At 44.1% G+C, this 26,578-nt stretch carries 22 protein-coding genes and 2 pseudogenes; 22 read left to right on the top strand and 2 right to left on the bottom strand.

Going from position 1 to position 26,578, the window contains the following annotated elements:
- Positions 1–331: 331 nt before the first annotated feature.
- The 3 genes from proP (at position 332) to M1E93_RS00725 (ending at position 3,702) form a co-directional block, all read left to right on the top strand.
- The gene (proP, locus tag M1E93_RS00735) at positions 332–1,834 is read left to right on the top strand and encodes a glycine betaine/L-proline transporter ProP (RefSeq protein WP_004923504.1); all 1,503 of its coding nucleotides are present in this window, start codon (positions 332–334) and stop codon (positions 1,832–1,834) included.
- A gap of 27 nt (positions 1,835–1,861) precedes the next feature.
- Positions 1,862–3,313 carry a deoxyribodipyrimidine photo-lyase gene (phrB, locus tag M1E93_RS00730; RefSeq protein ID WP_014657027.1) on the top strand — a complete coding sequence of 484 codons (1,452 nt, stop codon included), beginning with the start codon at positions 1,862–1,864 and terminating at the stop codon, positions 3,311–3,313.
- A gap of 77 nt (positions 3,314–3,390) precedes the next feature.
- Positions 3,391–3,702, top strand: coding sequence for a monooxygenase (locus M1E93_RS00725; protein WP_014657028.1), 312 nt, complete (start codon positions 3,391–3,393; stop codon positions 3,700–3,702).
- Between the two features lie 92 nt (positions 3,703–3,794).
- Here the strand turns inward: M1E93_RS00725 and paaZ are convergent, their stop codons facing one another.
- Positions 3,795–5,855 (bottom strand): phenylacetic acid degradation bifunctional protein PaaZ, encoded by a 2,061-nt coding sequence (paaZ, locus tag M1E93_RS00720; RefSeq protein WP_004923491.1) that lies wholly within the window; start codon positions 5,853–5,855, stop codon positions 3,795–3,797.
- Between the two features lie 321 nt (positions 5,856–6,176).
- Between paaZ and paaA the strand changes: the two genes are divergently transcribed.
- The 19 genes and pseudogenes from paaA to M1E93_RS00625 all read left to right on the top strand — a co-directional run bounded on the left by paaA (position 6,177) and on the right by M1E93_RS00625 (position 25,004).
- A complete protein-coding gene (paaA, locus tag M1E93_RS00715) occupies positions 6,177–7,115 on the top strand; it encodes a 1,2-phenylacetyl-CoA epoxidase subunit PaaA (protein ID WP_036944051.1) in 939 nt (312 codons plus the stop codon).
- 22 nt (positions 7,116–7,137) lie between these two features.
- Positions 7,138–7,425, top strand: coding sequence for a 1,2-phenylacetyl-CoA epoxidase subunit PaaB (paaB, locus tag M1E93_RS00710; protein WP_426207059.1), 288 nt, complete (start codon positions 7,138–7,140; stop codon positions 7,423–7,425).
- A gap of 9 nt (positions 7,426–7,434) precedes the next feature.
- Complete coding sequence (gene paaC, locus M1E93_RS00705) at positions 7,435–8,193, top strand: 1,2-phenylacetyl-CoA epoxidase subunit PaaC (RefSeq protein ID WP_014657031.1); 759 nt, start codon at positions 7,435–7,437, stop codon at positions 8,191–8,193.
- Positions 8,194–8,197: 4 nt separating this feature from the next.
- Complete coding sequence (gene paaD, locus M1E93_RS00700; protein ID WP_014657032.1) at positions 8,198–8,707, top strand: 1,2-phenylacetyl-CoA epoxidase subunit PaaD; 510 nt, start codon at positions 8,198–8,200, stop codon at positions 8,705–8,707.
- A gap of 10 nt (positions 8,708–8,717) precedes the next feature.
- Positions 8,718–9,776, top strand: a complete 1,059-nt coding sequence (gene paaE / locus M1E93_RS00695; protein WP_426207058.1) for a 1,2-phenylacetyl-CoA epoxidase subunit PaaE — start codon at positions 8,718–8,720, stop codon at positions 9,774–9,776.
- Positions 9,777–9,785: 9 nt separating this feature from the next.
- Positions 9,786–10,559: a 2,3-dehydroadipyl-CoA hydratase PaaF gene (gene paaF, locus M1E93_RS00690; RefSeq protein ID WP_004923466.1), complete on the top strand. Its 774-nt coding sequence runs from the start codon at positions 9,786–9,788 to the stop codon at positions 10,557–10,559.
- Position 10,560: 1 nt separating this feature from the next.
- The gene (gene paaG / locus M1E93_RS00685) at positions 10,561–11,355 is read left to right on the top strand and encodes a 2-(1,2-epoxy-1,2-dihydrophenyl)acetyl-CoA isomerase PaaG (protein WP_014657034.1); all 795 of its coding nucleotides are present in this window, start codon (positions 10,561–10,563) and stop codon (positions 11,353–11,355) included.
- Position 11,356: 1 nt separating this feature from the next.
- Positions 11,357–12,895: a 3-hydroxyacyl-CoA dehydrogenase gene (locus M1E93_RS00680; RefSeq protein ID WP_104873063.1), complete on the top strand. Its 1,539-nt coding sequence runs from the start codon at positions 11,357–11,359 to the stop codon at positions 12,893–12,895.
- Positions 12,892–13,329, top strand: coding sequence for a hydroxyphenylacetyl-CoA thioesterase PaaI (gene paaI, locus M1E93_RS00675; RefSeq protein ID WP_004923454.1), 438 nt, complete (start codon positions 12,892–12,894; stop codon positions 13,327–13,329). The genes M1E93_RS00680 and paaI overlap by 4 nt, the downstream gene beginning before the upstream one ends.
- Positions 13,329–14,531, top strand: a complete 1,203-nt coding sequence (gene pcaF, locus M1E93_RS00670; protein WP_014657035.1) for a 3-oxoadipyl-CoA thiolase — start codon at positions 13,329–13,331, stop codon at positions 14,529–14,531. The genes paaI and pcaF overlap by 1 nt, the downstream gene beginning before the upstream one ends.
- A gap of 201 nt (positions 14,532–14,732) precedes the next feature.
- The gene (gene paaK / locus M1E93_RS00665; protein ID WP_014657036.1) at positions 14,733–16,043 is read left to right on the top strand and encodes a phenylacetate--CoA ligase PaaK; all 1,311 of its coding nucleotides are present in this window, start codon (positions 14,733–14,735) and stop codon (positions 16,041–16,043) included.
- A gap of 163 nt (positions 16,044–16,206) precedes the next feature.
- Positions 16,207–17,145, top strand: coding sequence for a phenylacetic acid degradation operon negative regulatory protein PaaX (gene paaX, locus M1E93_RS00660; RefSeq protein WP_104873064.1), 939 nt, complete (start codon positions 16,207–16,209; stop codon positions 17,143–17,145).
- A gap of 45 nt (positions 17,146–17,190) precedes the next feature.
- Positions 17,191–17,784, top strand: a complete 594-nt coding sequence (paaY, locus tag M1E93_RS00655; RefSeq protein ID WP_004923444.1) for a phenylacetic acid degradation protein PaaY — start codon at positions 17,191–17,193, stop codon at positions 17,782–17,784.
- Positions 17,785–18,998: 1,214 nt separating this feature from the next.
- A pseudogene (locus M1E93_RS00650) lies at positions 18,999–19,415 on the top strand (fimbrial protein); the annotation flags it as partial.
- Between the two features lie 94 nt (positions 19,416–19,509).
- Positions 19,510–20,457: an IS30 family transposase gene (locus M1E93_RS00645; protein WP_140035165.1), complete on the top strand. Its 948-nt coding sequence runs from the start codon at positions 19,510–19,512 to the stop codon at positions 20,455–20,457.
- 42 nt (positions 20,458–20,499) lie between these two features.
- A pseudogene (locus tag M1E93_RS00640) lies at positions 20,500–20,658 on the top strand (fimbrial protein); the annotation flags it as partial.
- 55 nt (positions 20,659–20,713) lie between these two features.
- Positions 20,714–21,409, top strand: a complete 696-nt coding sequence (locus tag M1E93_RS00635; RefSeq protein WP_426207271.1) for a fimbrial biogenesis chaperone — start codon at positions 20,714–20,716, stop codon at positions 21,407–21,409.
- A 21-nt stretch (positions 21,410–21,430) separates the two neighbouring features.
- On the top strand, positions 21,431–23,923 hold the full coding sequence (locus M1E93_RS00630; RefSeq protein WP_060561289.1) for a fimbria/pilus outer membrane usher protein: 2,493 nt from the start codon (positions 21,431–21,433) through the stop codon (positions 23,921–23,923).
- 13 nt (positions 23,924–23,936) lie between these two features.
- A complete protein-coding gene (locus M1E93_RS00625) occupies positions 23,937–25,004 on the top strand; it encodes a fimbrial protein (protein WP_040132675.1) in 1,068 nt (355 codons plus the stop codon).
- A 49-nt stretch (positions 25,005–25,053) separates the two neighbouring features.
- Here the strand turns inward: M1E93_RS00625 and M1E93_RS00620 are convergent, their stop codons facing one another.
- On the bottom strand, positions 25,054–26,574 hold the full coding sequence (locus tag M1E93_RS00620; RefSeq protein WP_014657040.1) for a DHA2 family efflux MFS transporter permease subunit: 1,521 nt from the start codon (positions 26,572–26,574) through the stop codon (positions 25,054–25,056).
- Between the last annotated feature and the right edge of the window lie 4 nt (positions 26,575–26,578).

Here is a 26,578-nt window from a genome sequence, read left to right as displayed (position 1 = left end):
TTTAAGTCACATAAAGGTTCTCATTTTGCTTTTTTTACAAAATGCACAACAACAAACTAGCTCACAACACTTCTCTATTCCCTGCTCTTCTCTGCGCAATTGTTAGCGGTGATTTTCCCCAAGTCGTCTTAGCAAATTCGATATGAAACACTCGTCATATTGATGATCTTTGCCAGTGATAAATAAAATATTGATGCATTCTACAGATAACGACTATTCTAATATAACGATCTCTGTTTTTATCTGGCGCGAGCAAGATATAGAGATATGGACCACACAGATCATGAATGCAATTCATTACGTTTCGAAATTCAGATAAAAGGATGGTTCCATGAAGTTCAAAAAGAAAAAAGAAAAGCCTTTAAATATTAATGATATTACTATCATTGATGATGGAAAATTAAAAAAAGCCATCACTGCGGCGTCGCTGGGTAATGCGATGGAGTGGTTTGACTTTGGGGTATACGGTTTCTTAGCCTATGTACTCGGTCAAGTTTTCTTCCCTGGCGCATCACCGAGCGTACAGATGATCGCCGCTCTAGCCACTTTCTCTGTTCCTTTCTTAGTTCGACCGCTCGGCGGTGTCGTCTTCGGTATCCTAGGGGATAAGTATGGCCGACAAAAAGTCTTAGCCGTCACCATTATCATTATGTCGATCAGTACCTTCAGTATCGGTTTGATCCCTTCATATGAGACTATTGGTATCTGGGCGCCTATCCTACTATTGTTAGCAAAACTCGCCCAAGGCTTCTCCGTGGGTGGAGAGTATTCAGGTGCAGCTATCTTTGTTGCCGAATACTCACCTGACCGTAAACGTGGTTTTATGGGAAGTTGGTTAGACTTTGGCTCTATCGCAGGTTTCGTGCTAGGTGCTGGTGTTGTGGTACTCATTTCAAGTATTGTTGGTGAAGAAAACTTCCACGAATGGGGCTGGAGGATCCCTTTCTTCCTTGCACTGCCTTTAGGTATCATTGGCCTGTATTTACGCCATGCACTTGAAGAGACCCCAGCATTCCAACAACACATTGAAACGCTCGAAAAACAAGATAAAGCCAATATTCAAAATCCACCGAAAGTCTCTTTCCGTGAAGTCGTTTCTAAATATTGGAAAAGTTTGATGATCTGCGTTGGTTTAGTTATCGCAACAAACGTGACTTACTACATGTTGCTGACTTATATGCCAAGTTACCTGTCGCATAACCTAAACTATTCTGCTGACCATGGTGTGCTGATCATCATTGCCATTATGATTGGTATGCTCTTTGTCCAACCAATTATTGGTTTAACCAGCGATAAAATTGGTCGCCGCCCATTCGTTATTGCAGGGAGTTTAGGTCTGATAGTGTTAGCCTATCCTGCCTTTATGCTCATTGATAGCGGCTCTGTTGGCTTGATTTTTGTTGGTTTGCTTATTTTAGCTGTGCTACTGAACTGTTTTACAGGGGTTATGGCATCAATTTTACCGGCTATTTTCCCAACGCACATTCGTTATAGCGCCCTCGCAATCGCCTTTAATATTTCAGTTTTGATTGCCGGTGCCACACCGACAGTAGCAGCATGGTTAGTTGAATCAACCAATAATCTGTATATGCCCGCCTTTTATTTAATGGTTATCGCCTTAATTGGCCTCTATACTGGTATTACTATGCCAGAGACCGCAAACAAACCATTAAGAGGGGCAACGCCTGCGGCATCTGATAGAGCAGAGGCGAAAGAGATCTTAAGCGAGCACTATGACAATATTGAACAGAAAGTTGAAGATATTGAACAACAGATCGCTGAGCTAGAGAAAAAGCGTCAGTCATTAATTAATCAGCACCCTAAATTGGATTAAACCTGATGTAAGGCAAAGGAGCAGAAGATGGCGAAAAAACAGGCTTGTCACCTAGTCTGGTTTCGTAATGACCTTCGTGTCACCGATAATAAAGCGCTGTCATCTGCTTGTGCTGATCCTGATGCTAAAGTGCTCGCCGTGTTTACGGCTACACCAGAACAATGGCGAGCACATCACCTCTCCTCTCGGCAAATCACCTTTTTGCATCAAAATCTCATTGCGCTTCGTGACTCGCTAGCCAAATTAAGCATCCCTCTGTTTTGCCAAACAACCCCCGATTTTTTAAGTGCCGCACAATGGGTACTGGATTTTGCTCAACAGCAGCAAGTTGACCACCTATATTTCAATCATCAATATGAACTCAATGAGCATAGGCGAGACGAATGGTTGATTCATCACCCACAACGCGCTTTCCGAGTACATGCTTTTGATGATGCCTTACTATTACCACCAAAATCCGTCACAAATCAGAAAGGCGAAATGTACCAAGTGTACACTCCGTTTCGTCGAGCCTTTATTAGCCAATTAGTGACCACCGATTTTCGTTCCTTACCAGCACCTCAACCACGAGGGGAAGCACTTGCTATCGATGACCTATCACTCCCCTTGTTTGCGCATCACGCCGTCGATATTGCGCCACATTTCCCAGCGGGTGAATCAGCAGCACGCCAACAACTCAGGCAATTTTGTCGCCTAAAAGTGCAGCATTACCAACAGCATCGCGATATTCCCTCAATTGAGGGTACCAGCCTGTTATCCCCATATTTGGCAATTGGGGTACTCTCACCACGGCAATGTTTAAATCGCCTGCTCGCTGAGTATCCACCGCTTTTTGATTCCCCAGATAGCGGGGCATTCACATGGCTTAATGAATTAATTTGGCGAGAGTTTTACCATCATCTACTCGTCGCTTTTCCACGCTTATGCCGCCACCAGCCTTTTATTGAATGGACCAACCACATTCAGTGGAATAGCTCCGATGCTGACTTTAAAGCGTGGCAGCTTGGGCAAACGGGATACCCCATCGTTGATGCTGCAATGCGACAACTCAATACCACAGGTTGGATGCATAATCGTTTAAGAATGATCACTGCGAGTTTTTTAGTGAAAGATTTACTGATTGATTGGCGACTCGGCGAACAATATTTTATGCAGCAATTAATTGATGGCACACTCGCGGCAAACAATGGAGGCTGGCAGTGGTCTGCTTCGACAGGTACTGATGCACAACCTTGGTTTCGTATTTTTAATCCAACCACTCAGGGTAAAAAATTTGACCCTCAGGGTGCATTTATTCGCCAGTGGCTTCCAGAATTACAATCCGTACCCGATAAATATATTCACACACCGCATGAGTGGGCAGAGGCTAACCACGTTACTTTAGATTATCCCGCACCAATTGTTGACCATAAACAAGCACGTTTAGCCACATTAGCCGCTTTTGAAGCAGGAAAAAGCGATAGCGTAAAACACCATTAATTATCAAAGTAATAATTTCAGTTAGGGATTATACTGTCTACTACTCATCCATAGAACAAGCAAAAATCGGAGTCGTTATGCAGGTGATTTTACAGGTCGATTTCCCTTATCAAGGCCCTTGGGGAGAGCAGATGGCTGATGCAATGAAAACATTAGCCGAGTCTATCAATGATGAACCTGGCTTTATCTGGAAAATTTGGACGGAGAACCCATCGACACAAAAGGCTGGAGGTATTTACCTGTTTGCGTCAGAAGAGCAAGCTCAAGCTTACTTACAAAAGCACAGTGCGCGGCTAAAATCCTTTGGTGTTCCTGAAGTCCGAGGGGAGATCTTTGCCGTCAATCATGCGCTTAGCCAACTGAACCAAGCGCACTTTATTCACAATTAATTTCTGACTGCTGATAAGAGGCTGGACAGCGGCTAGCCTCACCGCAACCTGCTATTGAATACGGGCGAATCATCCCCGTATCCGTTCAGCCGCTAAAAATCCCCTTCACGGCGCTCAACAAGCGTCAGAATACTGTATAAGGCAACGGCAACATTATTTTGATTGAAGACTTGAACATCCCATTCAACCACGCCATTTGGCTTATCTTCTGCCGTTTTTTGTGCTTTTTTAATCTTTTTCTTGCAAGTTAAACGCACTTGGATGGTATCACCAATTTTTACAGGCTCAATAAAACGTAAGTTTTCCATACCATAGTTGGCGATCACAGGACCGACTGCCGCATCAACAAATAAACCAGCCGCTGCTGATACAACAAAGTAGCCATGAGCCACTCGCTCACCAAATAATGATTGCGCAGCGCCAATTTTATCCATATGTGCATAGAAATGGTCACCACTTAAACAAGCGAAGTTGACTAAGTCTGCTTCCGACACCGTGCGTCTTGCCGTCAATAAGGTATCGCCAATGACTAAATCCTCAAAATACTTCCTAAACGGATGCACTTGATCCGTCACTACATCTGCACCACGGATCCACTGCTTGGTGACGGCAGTCAGCATAGAAGGGCTACCTTGAATAGCCGTTCGCTGCATATAGTGTTTAACTGCCCTCAATCCGCCTAGCTCCTCGCCACCACCCGCGCGACCCGGGCCACCATGCACTAATAGTGGTAATGGTGAGCCATGCCCCGTTGATTCTGCCGCTGAGGCTTCATTCAGAATCAACATTCGACCATGTGCCCGTGCACTTCTACGGATAACATCTTGCGCTACTGAGGTGTCTGCCGTTACTAATGTACCCGCAAGGCTCCCTCCTCCCATAATGGCCAACTCAACCGCTTGGTCACTCGTCTCATAGCCAATCAATGTTGCAACCGGCCCAAATGCCTCCGTTTCATGGACGGCCTGATTAGTATAAGGATCGGCGCAATAGAGCAAGGTAGGCGGATAGAATGCCCCTTTTTGGCTATCGGCCCCCATCACATTCAGCTCTTGAAGATCCCCTCCACACAGGATTTCACAACCGTTTTGCTGTAAATACATAACCTTTTCATGAACATCATCACGCTGCTCTTGATTGATTAAAGCCCCCATGCGCACGCCTTCAACGGCAGGGTCACCGACAGTGATACCCGATAAGCGTTTTAATAATGCCTGTTTAACTGTTTCTAACTGGGGCTTCGGCACAATGATACGACGGATTGCTGTACATTTTTGCCCTGCTTTCACCGTCATTTCACGGGTCACTTCTTTAATAAATAAAGAAAATTCAGGTTGTTCTGGAGTAACATCAACCCCAAGTATTGCGCAGTTAAGGGAGTCTGCTTCCATGGTGAATGGGATCGACTTTTCACGTAATCGAGGGTGAGATTTTAATTTTTGCCCTGTTGCTGCCGAGCCAGTAAAGGTCACCACATCCTCAAAATCGAGATATTCAAACATATCACCGATCCCCCCGCAGATTAGCTGAATAGCACCTTCAGGCACTAACCCACTTTCAACGATCAGGCGCACCATTGCTTGAGTAACTTGAGCGGAAGCCGTCGCAGGTTTAATAATCGCAGGCATCCCCGCTAGCCACGTTGGTGCCAATTTTTCTAGCATTCCCCAACAAGGGAAGTTAAATGCATTGATATGTAATGCCACACCATGGCGGGAAGTTAAAATATGGCGAGCAATAAATTGGCCTTGTTTCGATAGCGGGATCATCTCATCTTCGGGCCAAATCGTATCATCTGGCAACTCGCGATTTGCAAGCCCTGCAAAAGAGAAGAGTGTTGCGATCCCACCTTCAATATCAACCCAACTATCTGCTTTAGTCGCCCCTGTTTGTGCTGATATTTCATAAAGAGACGCTTTATGCTCTAGCAAATATTTAGCGACGGCTTTTAACATTTGGCCGCGCTGCTGGAAAGTCATGGCGGATAAAGCATCCCCGCCTTTTTTCCGACCGTAATCAAGACAATCAACCAGAGGTAAACCCGCAGTGGTAACCTCATATAACGCCTGACCAGTCAATGCATGATAAATTTTGCGGCCTTCACCTTCACCATATAACCACTTCCCCGTTATATAACTTGTTAATTGCTGCATGGCATCTCTCCAAAATAAAAAACAACAAACACAAATATTAAATAAATATGTATCACAATATGGGCAGCGAATGCCAACCTCAATTTAACAAATTAAGAACAAAACTTATCCATTAGCTACTAACAAATAAAAACCACACTAATTTACATAAAATTAACCCTATGATTTAAATCAATAAACTTAAATTGATTGTGAAGCCAATCGCAAAAGAAGAATAAATGAGATTGATTTTATTGTTAACGATTCCTAGCATTAATGTTAAATATTGTGATTCATTTTTTATTTTTATTTAATTTAATACGAATCATTTGGAAGAAAACAATGAATGAGCAAAATCAGGCAAACTTCGAGGCCAAAATCGAAGCCGACATTAATATTGAGCCAAAAGATTGGATGCCCGATGCCTATAGGCAAAACCTGATCCGCCAAGTTGGACAACATGCACACTCGGAAGTTATCGGCATGCTGCCAGAAGCAAACTGGTTAACTCGCGCACCCACATTGAGACGTAAAGCTATCTTGTTAGCAAAAATCCAAGATGAAGCAGGTCATGGCCTCTACCTTTATAGCGCAGCCGAAACATTAGGATGCACTCGCCAAGACATCTATCAAAAGATGCTCGATGGCAAAATGAAATATTCGTCTATTTTTAACTACCCCACCCTAACTTGGGCCGATGTAGGTGTGATTGGCTGGTTGGTTGATGGTGCCGCCATTGTTAACCAAGTTGCCCTCTGCCGAGCCTCATATGGCCCCTATGCACGAGCGATGGTGAAAATCTGTAAAGAAGAGAGTTTTCATCAACGTCAAGGTTACGAAGCTGTCACTGTACTGGCGAACGGCTCTGATGAACAAAAAGCCATGTTACAAGATGCCATTAACCGTTTCTGGTGGCCTGTTCTGATGATGTTCGGCCCGAACGACAGTGACTCCCCACACAGTGCACAAAGTATGGCATGGAAAATTAAAAGATTTAGTAACGATGAGCTACGCCAAAAATTTGTTGATAACACAGTACCGCAAGTGGAAGCCCTCGGTATGACTATTCCAGATCCAGAACTGAAATGGGATGAGGAGCTAGGGCACTACCGCTTTGGTGAAATCGACTGGGAAGAGTTTTATCAAGTCATTAAAGGCGAAGGCATCTGTAATTACGAACGCGTGCATGCCAAACGCAAGGCTTGGGAAGATGGAGCATGGGTACGCGAAGGTGCCATGGCACATAGCCGAAAACAGAAAGCCGTTAAATCCGCCGCCTAGCACAGAATAAAAGGAAAAGACCATGAGCAATCAAGATTGGCCATTATATGAAGTTTTTGTTCGGAGCAAACAAGGGCTTGCGCATCGTCATGTTGGTAGCCTGCATGCCGCTGACGATCTGATGGCACTAGAAAATGCACGCGATGCTTACACTCGTCGTAGTGAAGGATGCTCCGTTTGGGTGGTCAAAGCGACGCATATTATTGCCTCTCAACCAGAAGATAAGAGCGCTTTCTTTGACCCTGCTGACACCAAAGTCTATCGCCACCCAACTTTTTATACCATCCCCGATGGCATCAAAAACATGTGAGGCAACGATATGAATCAGCATGAAGCACTCAAACAATATGTTTTAAGGCAAGGCGATAGCGCATTGATCTTGGCTCAACGGCTATGTGAATGGTGTGGTCATGCACCAGAATTGGAAATCGACCTTGCTCTCTCCAACATCGGTTTGGACTTACTCGGTCAGGCAAGAAACTTTTTAGCGTATGCCGCAACCCTATCAGGAACAGAGTTTGATGAAGATAAAATTGCCTTCCTCCGAGATGAACGTGAGTTTTGCAACTTACTGCTGGTAGAGCAACCAAACGGCGGCTTCAACGACACGCTAGTACGCCAATTTTTTATGGATGCCTACCATGTTCCGCTTTATCAAGCCTTAATTCACAGCGCAGATGAACAATTGGCAGCCATCGCGGAAAAATCGCTCAAAGAGGTGCTCTACCACTTACGCTTTAGCCGTAACTGGATGATCCGCTTAGGTGATGGTAGCGAAGAAAGCCATCGGCGAATTCAGCAGTCGGTCGATCAACTGTGGCGCTTTACAGGCGAATTATTCCACGCCGATGAAGTCGAGATTGCGCTCGCGGAGGTAGGTATCGCCGTTGACCCTCGAACATTACGTGAACAGTGGTTAGAAACGGTCACAGAGACTTTCGCGCAAGCCACGCTGACGATGCCTGAACAAAATGCATACCGTTTAGGTGGCAAACAGGGTAACCACACTGAACACTTGGGCCTCATTTTAACCGAGCTACAGTTTGTCCAACGCGCTTATCCAAATTGTGAATGGTGATGCTATGGAACAGAGATTGCAAAACAGCGGGTTACAACCCCCTCAAATTCATCAGATCTGGCAGCAACTACATCAAATCCCCGATCCTGAGTTACCTGCACTCTCCATTACTGATCTTGGCATGATCCGCAATGTTTTTGCCACATCTCGTGGCTGGAAAGTGATGTTTACACCCACTTATTCCGGTTGCCCAGCAACTGAATTTTTAATTAACGAAATCAAAAATGTTTTAGAGCATGCCGGGTTTCCCAATGTGGAAATCGAGGTCGTTCTCACGCCGGCATGGACAACAGATTGGATGAACCAAGACGCCAAACAACGCTTGCGTGAATTTGGTATTGCGCCGCCAGCAGGAAAAGCCTGTGAACACCCCGAAAAATCGGGGCCAATCTGTTGCCCACGTTGCGACAGTCAACACACAGAGAAAATCAGCGAATTTGGCTCGACCGCCTGCAAAGCGCTATATCGCTGTCTCGAATGCTTTGAGCCATTTGATTATTTTAAATGTATTTAAGGGCACACTCATGACTGTATTTCATCGTTTAAGTATTGCTGCAATTGAACGTGACACGCCTGATGCGGTTGCTGTGACCTTCTGCGTTCCTGATAATTTGCGCGAGCACTATCGCTACCGCCCTGGGCAACATTTAAGCCTAAAAGCCTTAGTCAATGGCGAAGACTTACGCCGCTGTTATTCCATTTGCAGTTCACCTGACGACGGGGTTCTAAAAATTGGTGTTAAAGCCATCCACGAAGGACGTTTTTCAAATTTTATTAACCAACAACTTCATGTTGGCGATAGCCTTGATGTGATGATCCCCCAAGGGAAATTTGGTTATCAACCTCAAGTCACAACAGAAGGTCGTTACCTTGCGGTTGCGGCAGGCTCCGGTATCACACCTTTACTTTCCATTATTAAAGCCACCCTACAAACTGAGCCACACAGCCGCTTCACTTTAATTTATGGCAACAAAAATAGCCGTTCGGTGATGTTTAAAGAGAGCATTGCCGACCTTAAAAACCAGTATGCAGAACGTTTTCAGGTGCTCTATCTATTTAGCCAAGAGCAGCAAGACAGTGCACTGCTTAGCGGTCGCGTGAATAAGCCACAATTAATGGCATTGGGTAAAACCTTGCTCAATTTTAAGCAATTTGACCATGCTTTTGTGTGCGGCCCTGAAGAGATGATGGACGATGTGCAATCTGCATTAGCTGAATGTGGCATGGCGCCAGAGCGTATTCATAGTGAGCGTTTTAACACTTCCGGCACGAAATTCCGCCCATCTGCAACATTAGCAACGGATAACCGCCAAGTCAGCATTCACCTTGATGGACGTACAATGACCATCAATATGGATAGCCAAGACGACAGTATTCTGGATGCGGCCTTACGCCAAGGCGCAGACCTTCCCTATGCCTGTAAAGGCGGTGTTTGCGCAACATGTAAATGTAAGCTTAAAGCGGGCGAAGTTGAAATGGGCGTCAACTACAGCCTTGAGCCGGACCAAATTGCGGATGGTTATATTTTAAGCTGCCAAGCATGGCCGAAAGGCGATGGCGTAGAACTCGATTTCGATGTGTAGGAGGCTCATATGCAAACTGATTGGATCCTAGCTCATATTGAACATCGCGTCCTAACATTGACGTTGAATCGCCCTGATGTGCGTAACGCCTTAAGTACTGATTGCCTCGAATTACTTGTCGATCACCTTGAACAAGCCGATAAAGACCCACAAATCGGCGCCATCGTTATTGCCGGTAACCCACGTTTTTTTGCGGCGGGTGCTGACCTTAAAGAGCTCCAGCAACAAACCGTTGCGGCGGCGATCACGGATAGGCGCCCTCAAGTTTGGCGTCGTTTTTCGCAAATTTCCAAACCCATTATCACCGCAGTCAATGGTTATGCATTGGGTGCTGGCTTTGAATTAGTACTTGCAAGTGATGTGGTCATTGCCGGTGAAACGGCGCGTTTTGGCTTACCTGAAATCACCCTAGGGCTAATACCTGGCGCGGGAGGAACTCAACGTCTGGTTCGCGTGGTTGGCAAATCCCTTGCGATGCAAATGGTACTCACGGGCGAGGCGATTCCTGCACAACGTGCCTTACAAGCAGGATTAGTGAGTCAAATTTGTGTGGATGGGTTAGTTGTTGAATACGCACAGAAACTTGCCCAACGCATGGCGGATCACGCCCCACTTGCCGTGAGAGCGGCTAAAGCATCCATTAATGCAGCTCAAGAAATCTCACTTTCAGAGGGATTACAGCTTGAGCGCCAATATTTTGTCACCTTGGCAGGTACTGATGACCGCCGCGAAGGGATCAATGCTTTCTTTGAAAAGCGACAGCCAAAATTTACAGGACAATAAGATGCCAAACAGCGCAATGATACTGACAACACTGGAAAATGGCGTACTCACCATTACATTAAACCGCCCTGACCGGTTAAACAGCTTTAACGATGAAATGCATCGTCAACTAAGTGATGCACTAAAAATTGCTGAACGTGATGATACCGTGCGTTGTTTAGTGATTACAGGAGCCGGTCGTGGTTTTTGTGCAGGTCAAGATTTGAATGATCGCAATGTTTCGGTTAGCGAACAGGCACCGGATTTAGGTTATTCCGTCGAAACTTTCTATAACCCCCTGATCCGCCGACTCACTTCACTACCGAAGCCTATCATCTGTGCCGTTAATGGCGTAGCCGCAGGTGCAGGCGCGGCAATCGCCTTAGCGGGTGATATCGTTATTGCGGCTAAAAGCGCCAGTTTTATTCAATCTTTTTGCCGCTTAGGTTTAGTACCGGACTCCGGTGGTAGCTGGTTCTTACCTCAATTAGCAGGCCATGCAAGAGCCATGGGGATGGCATTACTTGGCGATAAAATTAGCGCTGAGCAAGCACTACAGTGGGGCATGATTTGGCAAGTCACTGAAAATGATGAGCTGACAACCACCGTTAATCAATTAGCCCAGCACCTCGCCACACAGCCAACTTATGGCTTAGGACTAATCAAAAAAGCTATCTATCGTGCCGCAACTAACACATTAGATGAGCAGCTAGACCTAGAACGTGATTTACAGCGCTTAGGTGGACGCAGCGAAGACTATCGCGAAGGAGTCGATGCCTTTTTGAATAAGCGCGAACCTAAGTTTAAAGGACGCTAATATGACTTTAACTCTTAATACCGTCGCTGTCATTGGTGCTGGCACAATGGGTATCGGCATTGCACAGGTGGCAGCAAGCGCTGGACATACGGTACTGCTATTTGACATCAACACACAAGCACTGAATAAAGCAAAACAGTCTTTAACTGAACGGTTAAATAAGCGCGTTCAGCAGGGCAAAGCGGATGCGCAAACAACAGAGGCACTGCTTGCGCGTATTACACTTGTACATACGATGGCTGACTTAGCACCGGCTCAATTAGTCATTGAGGCTGTCGCTGAGAAACTGACTATAAAACAAGCGATATTTAGCGAACTTGAAGGCATTTGCAAAGAAAATACCCTCTTTGCAAGTAACACCTCTTCGTTATCGATTACCGCCATCGCCAGCCAACTTAAACACCCAGAGCGCTTTGCTGGCTTCCATTTTTTCAACCCAGCTCCCATTATGAAGTTGGTTGAAGTTATTCGTGGGCGCGAAACCGCAAGCGCTGTTATTGAACAGCTAAAAAACTTGGCGGTCGCATGGGGCAAAATTCCCGTTATCTGCCGCTCAACGCCTGGCTTTATCGTTAATCGAGTTGCTCGCCCTTTTTATGCTGAAACATTACGCGCACTTGAAGAGCAAATCGCAAACCCTGCAACATTAGATAGTGTTCTACGTGATGCCGGTGGGTTTTCCATGGGCCCTTTACAACTGACCGACCTTATTGGTCATGATGTGAATTACGCGGTGACGGATTCGGTTTTTCAAGCATTTGGCTACGACCCTCGGTTCCAAACCTCCTTTGAACAATTAGAGCTGGTTCAAGCGGGACATCTCGGTCGAAAAACTGGCCGCGGCTTTTATCATTACGATGACAACAAACCACTGCCTAAAGCCACAATGGCAGAAAAAGTGATATTAAACAATCCCCCCTCCGTTACGGCTCGAGGCGATTGGCAAAGTTTACCTGAGTTTGCACAATTATTAAGGCAAAACGGGATCCCTCTCGAAGAATCTAAAATAGATAGCCACGAATTGCCTACACTCCGAGTTAACAATGTTATTGTTATGTTAACGAATGGTGAATTAACTTCTGTACGAGCGCAAAAAGCCAATCAGAGCATGGTGCAATTTGATTTATCCGCTGATTATGCCAAAGCAAACGCAATTGCAATCAGTTGTGCAGTCCAAAACAGCCACCAAGAAAACCAGAGTGTCATTGCCTTTTTTCAATCGCTCAACAAGGACGTGATTGTATTACCTGATTATCCCGGCCTATTGACGATGCGGACGGTTGCCATGCTATGCAATGAAGCTTTAGATGTTGTCAATAAAGGCGTCGCTAGCCCAAAAGATACTGATAACGCAATGCGTTATGGCGTGAACTACCCTAAAGGGCCGCTCGCTTGGGGCGCCGAAATTGGCTGGCAACATATCCTTAATACACTCGATCAGTTATCGCAGTTTTATGCCGACGGGCGCTACCGGGCGAATCCCCTGTTGCGCCAATTGGTTGCTGGGGTGCGGTCATTACCTGCTAAGGAGCTGCAATGAGTTCACAAACCACAATAACATTGGCTCAACAATCCGCAGACATCATGTACCGTGACGATGCTTGCGCAAAAGCGATGGGGATGGTGATAGAGCAAGTTTCTGAGGGAGCCGCTCAACTCTCCATGACCGTTACTTCGCACATGCTTAATGGCCATAAAACCTGCCATGGCGGTCAACTATTCAGCCTAGCTGACACCGCGTTTGCTTACGCTTGCAATAGCCATGGACTCGCCGCTGTTGCCTCAAGCTGCTCCATTGATTTTATCCGCCCTGCATATGAAGGGGATACATTGACCGCAGTCGCAAACGTTAAGCATCAGGGCAAACGTACTGGCTTATATGAAGTAGAAATTGTCAACCAACAAGGCAAAACCTTAGCTTGGTTCTACGGGCGAGCGCATCGCCTAGGTCACCGTTTAACAGGAGAAGAGTGATGAGAGATGCCTTTATCTGTGATGGTATCAGAACCCCAATTGGCCGCTACGGAGGCGCACTGTCCTCTGTACGCCCTGATGACCTCGCCGTTTTACCTTTAAAGGCTCTAATGGAAAGGCATCCTCAATTAGATTGGTCAATAACTGATGACATTATCTTAGGTTGCGCAAATCAGGCTGGTGAAGATAACCGTAATGTCGCACGAATGGCGAGTTTATTAGCGGGTCTTCCATTATCCGTATCGGGCACTACCGTGAATCGTCTTTGTGGTTCAGGCCTTGATGCAATTGCACTTGCGGCTAGAAGTATCAAAGCGGGGGAAGCGAATTTTATGATTGCAGGCGGTGTCGAATCAATGAGCCGCGCACCCTTTGTTATGGGTAAGTCAGAATCGGCCTTTTCAAGGCAAGCACAAATATTTGATACCACAATTGGTTGGCGATTTGTCAATCCACTGATGGAAAAGCAGTTCTCAACACATTCGATGCCAGAAACGGCGGAGAACGTTGCAGAAGAGTATCGCATCCATCGAGCTGACCAAGATGCCTTTGCTCTACGTAGCCAACAACGCACCGAACAGGCTCGTCAACAAGGCGTTTTCGCACAAGAGATCATCCCCGTCACCATTAAACATCGCAAAGGGGAGACGATTGTTACAGAAGACGAACACCCAAGACCTGAAACAACCTTGGAACAATTACAAAAGTTAAAAACACCGTTTCGTGAAAATGGCTCAGTGACAGCAGGTAATGCTTCTGGGGTGAATGATGGTGCAGCCGCCTTGATTATCGCTTCGCAAGAAACGGCTAAAGCTCAGGGGTTAACCCCTAAAGCACGAATTATCGCAACAGCAACCTGTGGTGTTGAACCACGGTTTATGGGGATAGGACCATTACCCGCCACCCAAAAAGTCCTCAAAATGACGGGGCTAACAATCGAACAAATGGATGTGATTGAGCTAAACGAAGCTTTTGCTGCTCAAGCACTCGCTGTACTAAGAGGATTAGGTTTACCTGACGACGCGCCACAAGTGAATCCAAATGGTGGTGCCATTTCCTTAGGCCACCCTCTTGGTATGAGTGGGGCAAGGTTGGCGATTACCGCCGTGAACGAATTACATCGTCGCCAAGGGCGCTATGCCTTATGCACCATGTGTATTGGTGTGGGCCAAGGCATAGCCATGATTATTGAACGAGTTTAGACCGATTAACCTACCCAAAATCACACCGTTCTAATGAGATGAATGATGGGTAAAAAATAAAAATGCCTGAAACCCTACACCTGCTCAGGCCAATACTGCACTCGCTTTTCGCCATTGCATATATACCCGCCCTGACTCGGCAATATATCGCAAAAAAGGCTTAAAGCATGCGGATATCAATAATTATAAGGACTAGCAATTATGAGCACTCTACAACACACTATTGATCCAATTGAGTTTGCATCGAGAGATGAAATCGAGGCATTGCAGTTCTCAAGACTGAAGTGGACACTCACTCACGCTTATGAAAATGTGCCGATGTATCGCAAAAAATTCGATGCGGCCGGCGTTCATCCTGACGATTTCAAGCAACTGAGTGATATCGAAAAATTCCCGTATACCACAAAGCAAGATCTACGCGAGAATTACCCATTTAATACCTTTGCAGTGCCCATGGATAAAATCATCCGTATTCATGCCTCTTCGGGCACGACGGGTCGCCCCACTGTTGTCGGCTATACCCAACAAGATATTGATAATTGGGCTGATTTAATCGCTCGTAGCCTACGCTCTGCGGGAGCCACGAAAGGAGATAAAATCCACGTTGCCTACGGCTACGGCCTATTTACCGGTGGCTTAGGCGCTCATTATGGTGCTGAGCGTCTTGGTGCAGCCGTTATTCCTATGTCTGGTGGTCAGACAGAAAAACAGGCTCAATTAATTGCTGATTTCAAACCTGACGTCATCATGGTAACCCCCTCTTACTGTCTAAGCATCATTGATGAGCTAGAGAAAATCATGGGAGGAGACGCAAGTAAGTGCTCACTAAGACTAGGCGTATTTGGTGCAGAGCCATGGACTGAGGCATTAAGAACAGAAATTGAAACTCGCTTAGGCATCAAAGCGCTTGATATCTACGGCCTGTCAGAAGTCATGGGGCCAGGTGTGGCCATGGAGTGTGCCGATGCCGGAGAAAGTGGGCCTACAATCTGGGAAGATCATTTTTATCCGGAGATTATCTCACCTGATACTCTAAAAACACTCTCGCCCGGTGATAAAGGTGAGTTAGTATTCACTACCCTAACAAAAGAGGCTATGCCTGTTATCCGCTATCGCACTCGCGATTTAACCCACTTAATGCCGGGGATTAATCGTAATATGCGCCGTATCGGTAAAATTACCGGCCGCTCTGATGACATGATGATCATTCGTGGAGTCAACGTTTTCCCATCGCAGATAGAAGAGCAAATCATGCAGTTCAAAGAGCTTTCCCCTCATTACCAGCTAGAAATTAGCCGTAAAGGGAATATGGATAGCTTAGCTATTCGCGTCGAGCTGAAAAAACCCGATCTTCTGACCTATGATGAGCGTTGTAATATCTGCCATAACCTTAAGCATCGAATTAAGTCAATGGTAGGCGTGAGCACACAGATCAGTATCGTTAATTGCGGTGATATCCCTCGTTCACAAGGCAAAGCGGCTCGTGTTATTGATACAAGGATCGCCATATAAATCTTCTCTACGAGGCACCTTACAATGGATAAATGTCGGGGTGCCTTTAATTTTAGTTTCCTAATATAACAATGCCCTGTGTAGCAAATAGAAGACAAGCAAGATGTTTTTGTCTACTATTCATTCATATTTTTGATACAGATATTCATCGGATAATGACAAAATGGAAACTAAACTTAACCAATTTATACAGCATGCGCTAACCAGCCAGCCAATTAGTGGAACATCACTCATTATCTCTCTTTATGGCGATGCGCTACACCACCGCGGGGGCGAAGTATGGCTTGGTAGCTTAACCAATTTACTTGAACCAATGGGCTTTACCGACCGCTTTGTCCGTACTTCTGTATTTCGCTTACAAAAAGAAGGCTGGCTAGATGCTGAAAGAATCGGTCGTCGTAGCTATTACCGAATATCTGAACGTGGTCAAAACCAATTTCGTCACGCTGAAAGTAAAATCTATCAAAGTGAGCAACCCAATTGGGATGGCAAGTGGGATTTATTGTTACTTGAAGCCGCTGACAAAGATGAAAAAGCAAGGCTCAAAAAAGAGTTAAGCTGGTTAGGATTTGGTCAATTTAGCACCTCACTGATGGCAGCACCAAGTAGCGCTCAAAGCGATATTCCGTCATTACTTAATGAACTTAATGCAAGTGAAGAGGTGATCTACTTTCGAGCAGATTACCCCTATAACCGCTCCGAAAAACACCTAAAAGAGTTGGTGTCAGACAGTTGGTCGTTACAACAGGTGGCTGAACATTATCACCAATTTATCGTGTTATTTCGCCCACTCGCACTCTTATTAAAAGAGTTATCGGATGAGCAAATAACACCTGAGCAATGCTTTCAACTACGCTTATTACTGATCCACTTTTATCGCCGAGTAGTATTAAAAGATCCGCTGCTACCTGATGAGTTACTCCCTGCGCAATGGGAGGGGCAAATAGCCAGGAATCTGTGTATCAATATTTACCAGCGTGTTGAAGTAGCAGCAACACGCTACGTCAGCGAAATATGCGAAACAACTGTAGGGGAACTGCCGCAACCGACTACAACCTATTTCCGACGTTTTGGCGGTGTATTAAAAGAGATCGCGGCATAAATCTTCTTAAATACCGATGTAACTTAAACAGAAGGGGAACTCAATATGCCTTTTTATCAGATAGATGGCATCACGCCAGTTGTTAGTCCAGAAAGTTTTGTGCATCCAACCGCTGTGATCATTGGCGACGTGATTATCGGAAAAAATGTTTATATTGGTCCTAATGCGAGCTTACGTGGAGACTTCGGGCGTTTGATCATTAAAGAAGGGGCTAATGTTCAGGATAACTGTGTTATGCATGGTTTCCCGCAATACGATACCATCATTGAAGAAAATGGTCATATTGGTCACGGTGCGATTTTGCACGGCTGCCATATTAAACGTAATGCCTTGGTTGGAATGAACAGTGTCATTATGGATGGCGCCGTGATTGGCGAGAATTCTATTGTTGGCGCTTGCTCCTTTGTGAAAGCAGAAGCGGTATTTGCAGATAATACGTTGATCGTAGGAACGCCTGCTAAAGCACAAAGAACACTGTCTGAAAAAGAAATAGCTTGGAAAAGCCGAGGTACTGCTGACTATCAAGACCTTGTTATCCGCTGCCAACAAAGCTTCAAAGAAGTTACCCCACTCACACAAGAAGAGCCAGATCGCCCGAAACTGACATTTGAAGGTGTCATTCCGAAATCAGCCCTATAGTTACCCCACAAATAAAATAATAAGCACTCCACTTCGAGTGCTTTTATACCCATAATTAAGTAAAGTCACTGATTATTGGCAATAAATCATCATTAAATTGATACTATTCTGATTCGCTTATATCGCCGTGTTTAATACAATCCCTTAGAAATAAAATAAGCAGTGGCTGTTTTTCAACCCACAATAACAAAGAATAACAATTCGTTATGGGTATTTATCGTGCAAAATACCCCCCATGTTGAAAAATTCACCGCCTTTTCTTCTATGTGCAAAAGAAAAGGTAAATTAATAATAAAGTTAATTTGTTTTTTGCCGATAATGAAACCTGTAGAAATGAATAAATCATTTTTCGATAAATTAAGTTTAACTGGCAGACCTTTTTCGAAGTGAGCCAATATAAAATAAACCTTATTATTAATACGGTTATTTTATAGATATTAGCTATTAATATGATAGTTAAAACCTAAAATTGATTAATATTTACTCATCGATACGTCATTGTTTATATCAAAAAAATATTTCACATGGTGAATATATTTATTAACAATAATACATATTAAGAATAGTTTCATTTTTATATAAATATTTATTTTGACTAAACTTATTTATTCAGATTAAAAATTTGAATAAAATAAAATTATTAAAATGATTTTCATCAAAAAAATTTATGTATTTTGACTATTTATCAACTACTACCAAAGGAGTACCTGACTTAACATATTGATTTAAAATCAATAAAGAAATACAAATCCACAAAATGAAACGTTTGGTAACAAGTTTTTAACTCTACTTTTGCAGCCAAAAAATACATATAGCTCTGAATTAACTGAAATTAAAAAATAAAACACCACCCTCTTTTCAAAATACGCCCTTTAACACGTAATCAGCAATCTTTTCCGAGCCTAATTCGATATTTAATTTTTAAATCTAATATGAGTAATAATCCCCCTCTTTTTAAACAAATGATTACACGTATAATAGCGCCCTATAAAATTTGATATAAATCAAATTACCCTCAAATTTAAATGAGGCTGAAATATAAAGCGCCTTTGTTAAAAAGTGCCGTTTCGTATTTCTGTTTTTTAAATTCAACGTAATTAATAAATTTTTTTAAACTGGCTGAGGATGGCTTTCTATTTCTATAAATAACAGAAGGCGCAAACTTTGCCATTCCTCTTTTATTAACATATATACAGCTTTTCTCGGAGAAGAAAATGAATAACAAATTTGCATTATCAGTTGCAACGGCATTAATTCTTTCTGCTACACCAGCACTTGCTGCTGAAAAAGCAGCTGGTGGTGTAATTAACTTTAGTGGCGCAATTACTGATACAACTTGTACTATCAATGGCGGTAAAAGTGCGGATTTCACTGTTGCATTAAATCCAATCACTGTTGAAGATGCAGGCACGACTCAAGGCATTATTACTAAAAATAAAAAAACAGTATCACTCACTTTCTCTAACTGTACTTCTGCAAGCGGCGCTGCTGATACCCCTCTGAAAATTTATTTCTCATCTGCAAATAATATTTCTACTGATGGTAAGTATCTGCAAAATACCACAGTTAATGAAAATGACACGAGCGTTTCTCGTAACGTTGGTTTCGCCATTACTAAAACCGCGAATTCAGATAATAAGTGCAACGCTCGGTCATGTTAGATGGAAGGACGGTTAGCTACTGATAAGCTATCCTGCTCTTCCGACCAAAGATGAGCGAGTAAGTATGAAGTATCAGCAACTAACCGAAGGACAACGATACCAGATATCGATACTGCGTGAGGATAATTTATCCTGCCATGAGATAGGTATCCGTATCGGTGTAAGCAAGTCCACGGTCTCCCGTGAACTGAGGCGTAACACTTCAGATACTGGTTATAACCCACAACAGGCACACCAGAAGTGCTGTGATAGGCGGCTGTCATCTGCCAAAAGGACAATTCCTCAGCAGACCATAGATTTCGTGATATTTGCTCTGGAGTGGAAGTGGAGTCCTGAGCAAATAAGTGCAATTGGCAGCATTATTGGTCTTAGCGTCAGCCATGAATGGATTTACCAGTATATCTATGCGGATAAGCGTAGCGGTGGCGAGTTGTACAGGCATCTTAGGCAGGGCAAACGGCGATATCGTAAGGGCTACGGGCAGAAACGAGGGCGCATCCCTGATGCGGTATCCATTGAGCTACGGCCGTCAGTCGTCGATGACCGTAGCCGTCTGGGGGACTGGGAGGCCGATTTGGTGCAGGGTAAACAGGGCACTGGTGCTATCGTGACACTGGCAGAACGCAAAAGCCGTATTTACCTGACAAAAAAGGTGTTTTCAAAGGATGCGGTGGAAGTCAGTAAGGCCATTATCTCACTGCTGAGTGAGTATCAGGATGTATGTCACACAATAACGTTCGATAACGGTCTAGAGTTTAGTGAGCACAAGGCGATAGCAGAAGCACTGAACGCAGATACGTACTTTGCCCATCCGTATGCCTCGCATGAGCGTGGGCTGAACGAGAATACGAATGGGTTGTTAAGACAGTTTATCCCGAAAGGAACAGACCTGCGGACAGTGACAGAAGAAGACTTACAACGCTATCAGGGAGCGTTGAACAGCAGGCCACGCAAGTGTCTGGGGTTCAGACAACCTTCGGTGGTGTTTGCGGAGCTAAGAAAGGCGGCTTAGCGTTGCACTTCGGACTTGAATCCGCCAACAACAGACCAAATTCCTCTGTTATTAAACCAACCATTCGTTACTGATATCAAAGGCAACGACTCTAACACTGAAACCTTAGCATTAGATATCTATTACTATAAAACGAATGCTCTGCCAGCAAGAGTTGGTAGCTTAAGCTCTAACGTCACTTATACCATTTCATATCTGTAATTATTTACCCAAATAGCCAGGCTATTTTATTAGCTTGGCTATTTCTGAGTTTATTATTATGCGCCTACTTATTTTATTTTCCTTACTCGCTAGTATTAATACTGCCTTTGCTAATATTGTTGTTAATGGAACACGCGTTATTTATCCAGAAAAAAATAACGAAACCATCGTACAACTTATTAATAATGGAAATGATTCAGCCTTAGTCCAATCATGGATTGACGATGGTGATATCAATTCAACACCAGAAACAGCCAATGTTCCTTTTTTGCTTTCCCCCCCTGTTGTTAAGGTATCAGGGAATGATGGGCAACAATTACGCATTAAAAAACTCCCCGCATCGCTGCCAACCGATCGCGAATCTGTTTTTTATTTAAATATATTAGATATCCCACCAACACCAGAACATCTGCAAGGGAAAAACACGATGCAGTTGGCGATTAAAACACGTATTAAACTGTTCTATCGTCCGAACCACTTACAAGCCGGTGTTGAACAAGCACTCGAACAGATTGAAGTGAAAGCGGAAAACAAACAATTCCGTATCACTAACAATAGTCCTTATTACGTCACTCTTGCGAATGTTGATGATAAAAAAGGTAAAAAAATATTGACCGATTCACTCATGGTAGCGCCGTTTTCACATACTTTAGCACCAACTAAAACCGCTGTCAGTGCAGGTCAAAAATACAGTTTGCTCTATGTCGATGATCTCGGCGCCTATAAAAATAAAGATGTGATTGCAAAATAAAATATAAGAGAGCTTGTAATAATGAAGTTGCATGGCCGCCATAGGAGCCTATTAGCAGTTTGCCTAATTCTTGGAACATCAAAAAGCTGGGGGGTGAGTTTTGATACCTCTTTACTCGCTGGTGATTCCGCGAAATCCGATCTGTCTCGCTTTTATGAAGAGCAAAGCATGCCAGCGGGTACACAAGAGATGGATGTCTTTATTAATGGCGATTGGAAAGGCCGTTATCCTTTTATATTTACAGACTCTCACAACCGTATTTTTCTTAGCAAACGCGAAGCTGGACTTTTAGGGATCAAATTACCTGAAACATCGGATGAAGAGCAGGAATATACATTAGAACAATTGGTGCAAGGTGGTAGCTTTAATGTCGATATCAGTACATTAAGCATCAAAATGTCTATTCCACAAAGCTTTCTTTTGCGCAACGAAGTGGGCTATGTTCCTCCCGAATTTTGGGAAGAGGGTATCCCCGCAGCCATGCTTTCATATAACGCGACTTACTATAAAACAAAGAATAAAAATGGTGATAAATCATCGAGTGATGATCTCTACGCGGGTTTTGAATCGGGGCTCAATTTTAGCTCTTGGCAATTTCGCGATAGCAGCTCACTCCGAAAACATTCAGGTGATAGCTTAAAATGGGAAAATAATACACGCTATCTACGCAAAGCTTTACCATTATATCAATCCAATTTTATTGCAGGTGATTTTTACTCCCAGGGAACACTATTTGATTCAGTGCGAGTTCGTGGCGTTTCTCTCGCCTCAGACATTAATATGCGCCCCACTTCACAACAAGGCTTTGCCCCGATTGTTAGAGGTGTCGCTCAAACTAACGCCCTTGTCAAAGTCATACAAAACGGCAGTATTATTTACCAAGAAAACGTGCCACCAGGGCAATTTACCATCGATAATATTCAGCCAACAGGGTCGGCTGGCGATTTGTTAGTGATCGTAAAAGAAGCCAACGGGCAAGAACAATCTTTTACGGTTCCATTTTCTGCCGTACCGGGGATGTTAAAAGAGGGGGTAAGTAATTATGCCCTGCTCGCTGGTAAGGTGAACCAAGAAAATGGTCACTATCAGCCCAAATTTCTCCAAGGCACCTTCGAATATGGTTTTAATAACCTAATCACTGGCTACACGGGGGTGATTGCAAGTGAAGATTATCAAGCTTATCTGGTCGGCTCTGGTTGGAACTTACCTATTGGTGCTGTTTCTCTCGATATCACACATGCCAATACTCAACTACCTAATGACACGCAGAAAGGCCAAAGTATGCGAGTGTCATACAGTAAGTTTCTCAATACGACAGCTACCAACTTCACCTTAGCCGCCTATCGCTATTCGACCAAAGGCTATTATAGCTTCAGTGATTCGATTCATGCCCATGAGGGTTACCGTTTATATCAGGAAACTTTAGAAAAACAGGCCACAGAGACACTGCCTCATCGTGAATTACCTGCTTTCGATATAAATACGTGGGATTCTATGCGTGGGGTTCGTCCAAAAAATACCTTCACGATCAATTTAAATCAGCGCTTACCTGAAAACTGGGGAACCTTCTACGTTTCCGGCTCCCAACGTGACTATTGGTCGACTACCCCAACAACCCGCGAGTACCAACTAGGCTACTCGAATGCGTATTCAGATATCAGCTATTCACTGTCCGCTAGCCGAGTACGGGATGGTAAAGGCGAAGAAGAAAATCGCTACTATATTTCAATCAGTTTACCTCTGTCTGTATTTGATAATGATATATGGGTCAGCACAGGCCTTACTGCTACCGATTCTCACTATCAACAAAGTACCGTTTCTTTAAGTGGTACGGCTTTGGAAGCAAACCGATTGAGTTATTCACTTTCCGGCAGTAATCAGCAAGGTGGCCAAAACATGGCAAGCGCCAATGTGGCTTATCGCTCAAATGTTTCCACTATTGGTAGTTCACTCAGTGAATCTAATGACTACCATCAAACTGGGCTGAGTGCACGCGGCAGCTTAGTCGCTATACCTTGGGATATACTCGCATCTAACGAAATCGGCAATACAATGACCATCGTCAAAGCGCCCCATGCACAAGGCTTAATGGTGAATGGCGACCAAAGTATCGTGACCAATAAAGAAGGACTGGCATTAGTACCTTATGCAACGCCATATCGTAAAAATACGATTATGCTTTCAAATACAGAAAATACACAAGGCGCTGAAGTTATCGGCAATATGGCAAATAGCGCACCAATCGAAGGTTCAGTGAATTTAGTGAAATTCAAAACCGATACGCGCACCTCTTGGCTCAGTCGTGCATTACGACAAGATGGCAGTGCATTACCTTTCGGCGCAGAAGTAACTGACCTTCAAGGAGAAGCGATTGGCTATGTAGGGCAAGCCAGTGTGCTGTATTTAAAAGCAGAAGCTTTTCCTAAGTCGGTCATTATTCGGTTAAATGAGGGTCACTGCACCATTCATAACTTACCAGACAACCTTGACGGCCCCACTGGCGTTTGCCAATAACGAGATGAATGTCATGATGCGATCCTATCTTTTTTTAATCCTAATTCTCTTTAGTGGCTATAGTCAGGCAATTTGCCATGAAAGTGGCATAAGCTATGCTTCGCCAATTAGCATTGATTTGTCGGATAAACTCACCCCCGCCACCCCCGAGTGGACAACGACCATATCGACACAGTACTCGGGTAGCTTTAATTGTTCCACCCGCCAAAGCGAATTTGGTTATACCAAAATCCTGAATACTGACAACCAATATGCAACCATTTTGAGTTTTATGAATGGGAAATATCATGTCAGGGCACAAATCATTAATGATATTCCGAATAAGAAACTGAATAAATCAGGTCGTCACTCTGCTTCTGAGTTAAATACACCAGTGACGATTAAATTTACGCTTGAACCAAAACAAGGCACGCTCATTGCCGGTGATACCGTCCATCTACATGATATTCTCTTCGTCACAGATTTAAGCGGAATGTCAATTTTTGATATTGTGCTATGGCCCGTTAAACAACTTCTGAAAATCCTACAATGGTTATTTAACGGTTTTAACTGGCCCTATGATGACCGTGATATGTTCGGTCAGCCACTAATATTAAAATATGCACCAAAATTAACTACCTGCGCTTTCCAAAATGCGGGGCTTGTTGTCACATTACCAACATTAAGCCGCCATCAAGTCATTAATGGAAACCAAGCTGGCTATACACCGTTTTCATTGAATATGCGTTGTGAGAACCTTGGGGGCGCAAATAATACGGCAGAAAGAGCGATCGATGTCTTTTTATCTAGCAATAATCTGCTTAGCTCAGATAATACGGTCTTGATTGATAAAACAGCCAATGCCGCACAAGGTATCGGGCTACGCTTAGTTAAAACTAATGCGCCAAATACCCCTGTGGTGATTTCACAAAATCCAAACTCCCGAGGTAATGCAACGTCGCTGTTTTACGTAAATGCAGGAGGCCAACTGGAACCGCACTTTAGTATTCCAATGGCTGTTTACTATTATGCATGGGACCCTCAGCGAGCAACCCAAGGCACCCTCAAAACCACGGCGACACTCAATATTGTCTACCCGTAAGCTTCAAAAGATAAGAGCGCTAATCGTTAGCGCTCTTATTGTATTTAACTTACGCTTTACTACCAAAAGGCGGTTTTGCAAACCAGACGGTGATAATCAGTCCAATAAACACCCATCCACATAACCAAAAGATTTCATTGGCCGCAATGATTAATCCTTGGCTAGTGATCTCCTGCGCAATAAAGCCCGATGTCTGCTCATGACTTAAGCCATGTGCCGCCATCTCTTTATACATCTCTAGCGACTCAGGGTTATAGTCAGTGATGTATTCCGTTAACTGGCTATGATGGAGCGACTCTCTATCACTCCACATCGTGGTTGTGATTGATGTTCCTATCGAGCCTGCAAGAGTACGGAAGAAGTTTGCAAGACTTGACGCCGACGCCAATTTTTCAGGGGGTAAACCTGACAGTGTTAACGTCGTCAGTGGCATAAAGAAGCAAGCCACAGCCATCCCTTGCACTAACTGAGGCCAAACTACGGCAGAAAAGCCCATACTTGGTTCAAAGGTATATGCCCGCCAGAAGAAACAAATCGCATAGAATACAAAACTAAATGTCACTATCCAGCGAATATCAAGGAAGTCTGACAATTTCGCGACGGGGGCAGAGAACAAGACGGGCAATAACCCTATCGGCGCAAGGGCCAACCCCGCCCATGTTGCCGTATACCCATAGACCTCCTGCAATAACTGGGGCAAGAGAACGATAGCACCAAAGTAGGCCATATAGGCTAAGCTAACGGAAATCGTGCCTATCGTGAAGTTACGTGATTTAAATAGTGCAAGCTCAACAACTGGATTTTTGTCTGTTAGTTCCCAAATAACCAAAAAAACCAATGCTATCGCTGAAATTACCGCTAATGTGACAATTTCATCAGAGGCTAACCATCCTAACTCTTTCCCCTTATCCAACAGGACCTGAAGGCAACCAACACCCACTGACAATAATGCCAAGCCAATCAAATTAAACGGGACATTGACTACTTTCGATTCCATTCCTTTAAGGATAATAGAGCCTACAATAACCACAAAAATACCCAGTGGAACGTTCATAAAGAAGATCCACCCCCAATGGAAGTTATCACTAATATAACCACCAAAAATAGGGCCAAACACCGGGGCTAAAATGATCGTCATTGACCAAAATGCCAATGCCATATTTTGCATTTTAGGGGGGTAGCAACGCATGATCAGACTTTGTGAAAGGGGGATCACCGGCCCCGCAACAGCACCTTGTAAAACACGAAATAAGATTAACATGCCAAGGCTATCAGAGAAGCCACAAAGTAATGAAAAAATGGTAAATAAAGCGGTTGCCCATATAAAAACACGGACTTCACCAAACCGTTTAGCAAGGAACCCAGAGATCGCAATGGAAATGGCATTAGAAACACCAAATGAGGTAATCACCCATGTTCCTTGTGACATTGAAACACCGAGATCACCAGCAATGGTTGGGATGGCAACGTTAGCGATTGTCGAATCCAGCACCTGCATAAAGGTTGCAAGTGACAATGCAATCGTTGCCCATACCAGCTTTGAGCCCTTTAGTGGTTGAATATCTGCCACAGCC

It is taken from the genome of Providencia sp. PROV272, from assembly GCF_049901975.1.
Classification (GTDB): domain Bacteria; phylum Pseudomonadota; class Gammaproteobacteria; order Enterobacterales; family Enterobacteriaceae; genus Providencia; species Providencia stuartii.
This window is presented reverse-complemented; position numbering and strand designations above follow the sequence as displayed.

Excerpts from the sequence above, each read along its gene's own strand:
- pcaF (WP_014657035.1), top strand. The coding sequence starts at position 13,329 with ATGAGAGATGCCTTTATCTGTGATGGTATCAGAACCCCAATTGGCCGC.
- paaC (WP_014657031.1), top strand. The coding sequence starts at position 7,435 with ATGAATCAGCATGAAGCACTCAAACAATATGTTTTAAGGCAAGGCGAT.
- paaA (WP_036944051.1), top strand. The coding sequence starts at position 6,177 with ATGAATGAGCAAAATCAGGCAAACTTCGAGGCCAAAATCGAAGCCGAC.
- M1E93_RS00725 (WP_014657028.1), top strand. The coding sequence starts at position 3,391 with ATGCAGGTGATTTTACAGGTCGATTTCCCTTATCAAGGCCCTTGGGGA.
- paaZ (WP_004923491.1), bottom strand. The coding sequence starts at position 5,855 with ATGCAGCAATTAACAAGTTATATAACGGGGAAGTGGTTATATGGTGAA.
- paaX (WP_104873064.1), top strand. The coding sequence starts at position 16,207 with ATGGAAACTAAACTTAACCAATTTATACAGCATGCGCTAACCAGCCAG.
- paaD (WP_014657032.1), top strand. The coding sequence starts at position 8,198 with ATGGAACAGAGATTGCAAAACAGCGGGTTACAACCCCCTCAAATTCAT.
- paaB (WP_426207059.1), top strand. The coding sequence starts at position 7,138 with ATGAGCAATCAAGATTGGCCATTATATGAAGTTTTTGTTCGGAGCAAA.
- paaF (WP_004923466.1), top strand. The coding sequence starts at position 9,786 with ATGCAAACTGATTGGATCCTAGCTCATATTGAACATCGCGTCCTAACA.
- M1E93_RS00625 (WP_040132675.1), top strand. The coding sequence starts at position 23,937 with ATGATGCGATCCTATCTTTTTTTAATCCTAATTCTCTTTAGTGGCTAT.
- paaG (WP_014657034.1), top strand. The coding sequence starts at position 10,561 with ATGCCAAACAGCGCAATGATACTGACAACACTGGAAAATGGCGTACTC.
- paaY (WP_004923444.1), top strand. The coding sequence starts at position 17,191 with ATGCCTTTTTATCAGATAGATGGCATCACGCCAGTTGTTAGTCCAGAA.
- paaI (WP_004923454.1), top strand. The coding sequence starts at position 12,892 with ATGAGTTCACAAACCACAATAACATTGGCTCAACAATCCGCAGACATC.
- paaE (WP_426207058.1), top strand. The coding sequence starts at position 8,718 with ATGACTGTATTTCATCGTTTAAGTATTGCTGCAATTGAACGTGACACG.
- M1E93_RS00680 (WP_104873063.1), top strand. The coding sequence starts at position 11,357 with ATGACTTTAACTCTTAATACCGTCGCTGTCATTGGTGCTGGCACAATG.
- M1E93_RS00630 (WP_060561289.1), top strand. The coding sequence starts at position 21,431 with ATGAAGTTGCATGGCCGCCATAGGAGCCTATTAGCAGTTTGCCTAATT.
- phrB (WP_014657027.1), top strand. The coding sequence starts at position 1,862 with ATGGCGAAAAAACAGGCTTGTCACCTAGTCTGGTTTCGTAATGACCTT.
- paaK (WP_014657036.1), top strand. The coding sequence starts at position 14,733 with ATGAGCACTCTACAACACACTATTGATCCAATTGAGTTTGCATCGAGA.
- proP (WP_004923504.1), top strand. The coding sequence starts at position 332 with ATGAAGTTCAAAAAGAAAAAAGAAAAGCCTTTAAATATTAATGATATT.
- M1E93_RS00645 (WP_140035165.1), top strand. The coding sequence starts at position 19,510 with ATGAAGTATCAGCAACTAACCGAAGGACAACGATACCAGATATCGATA.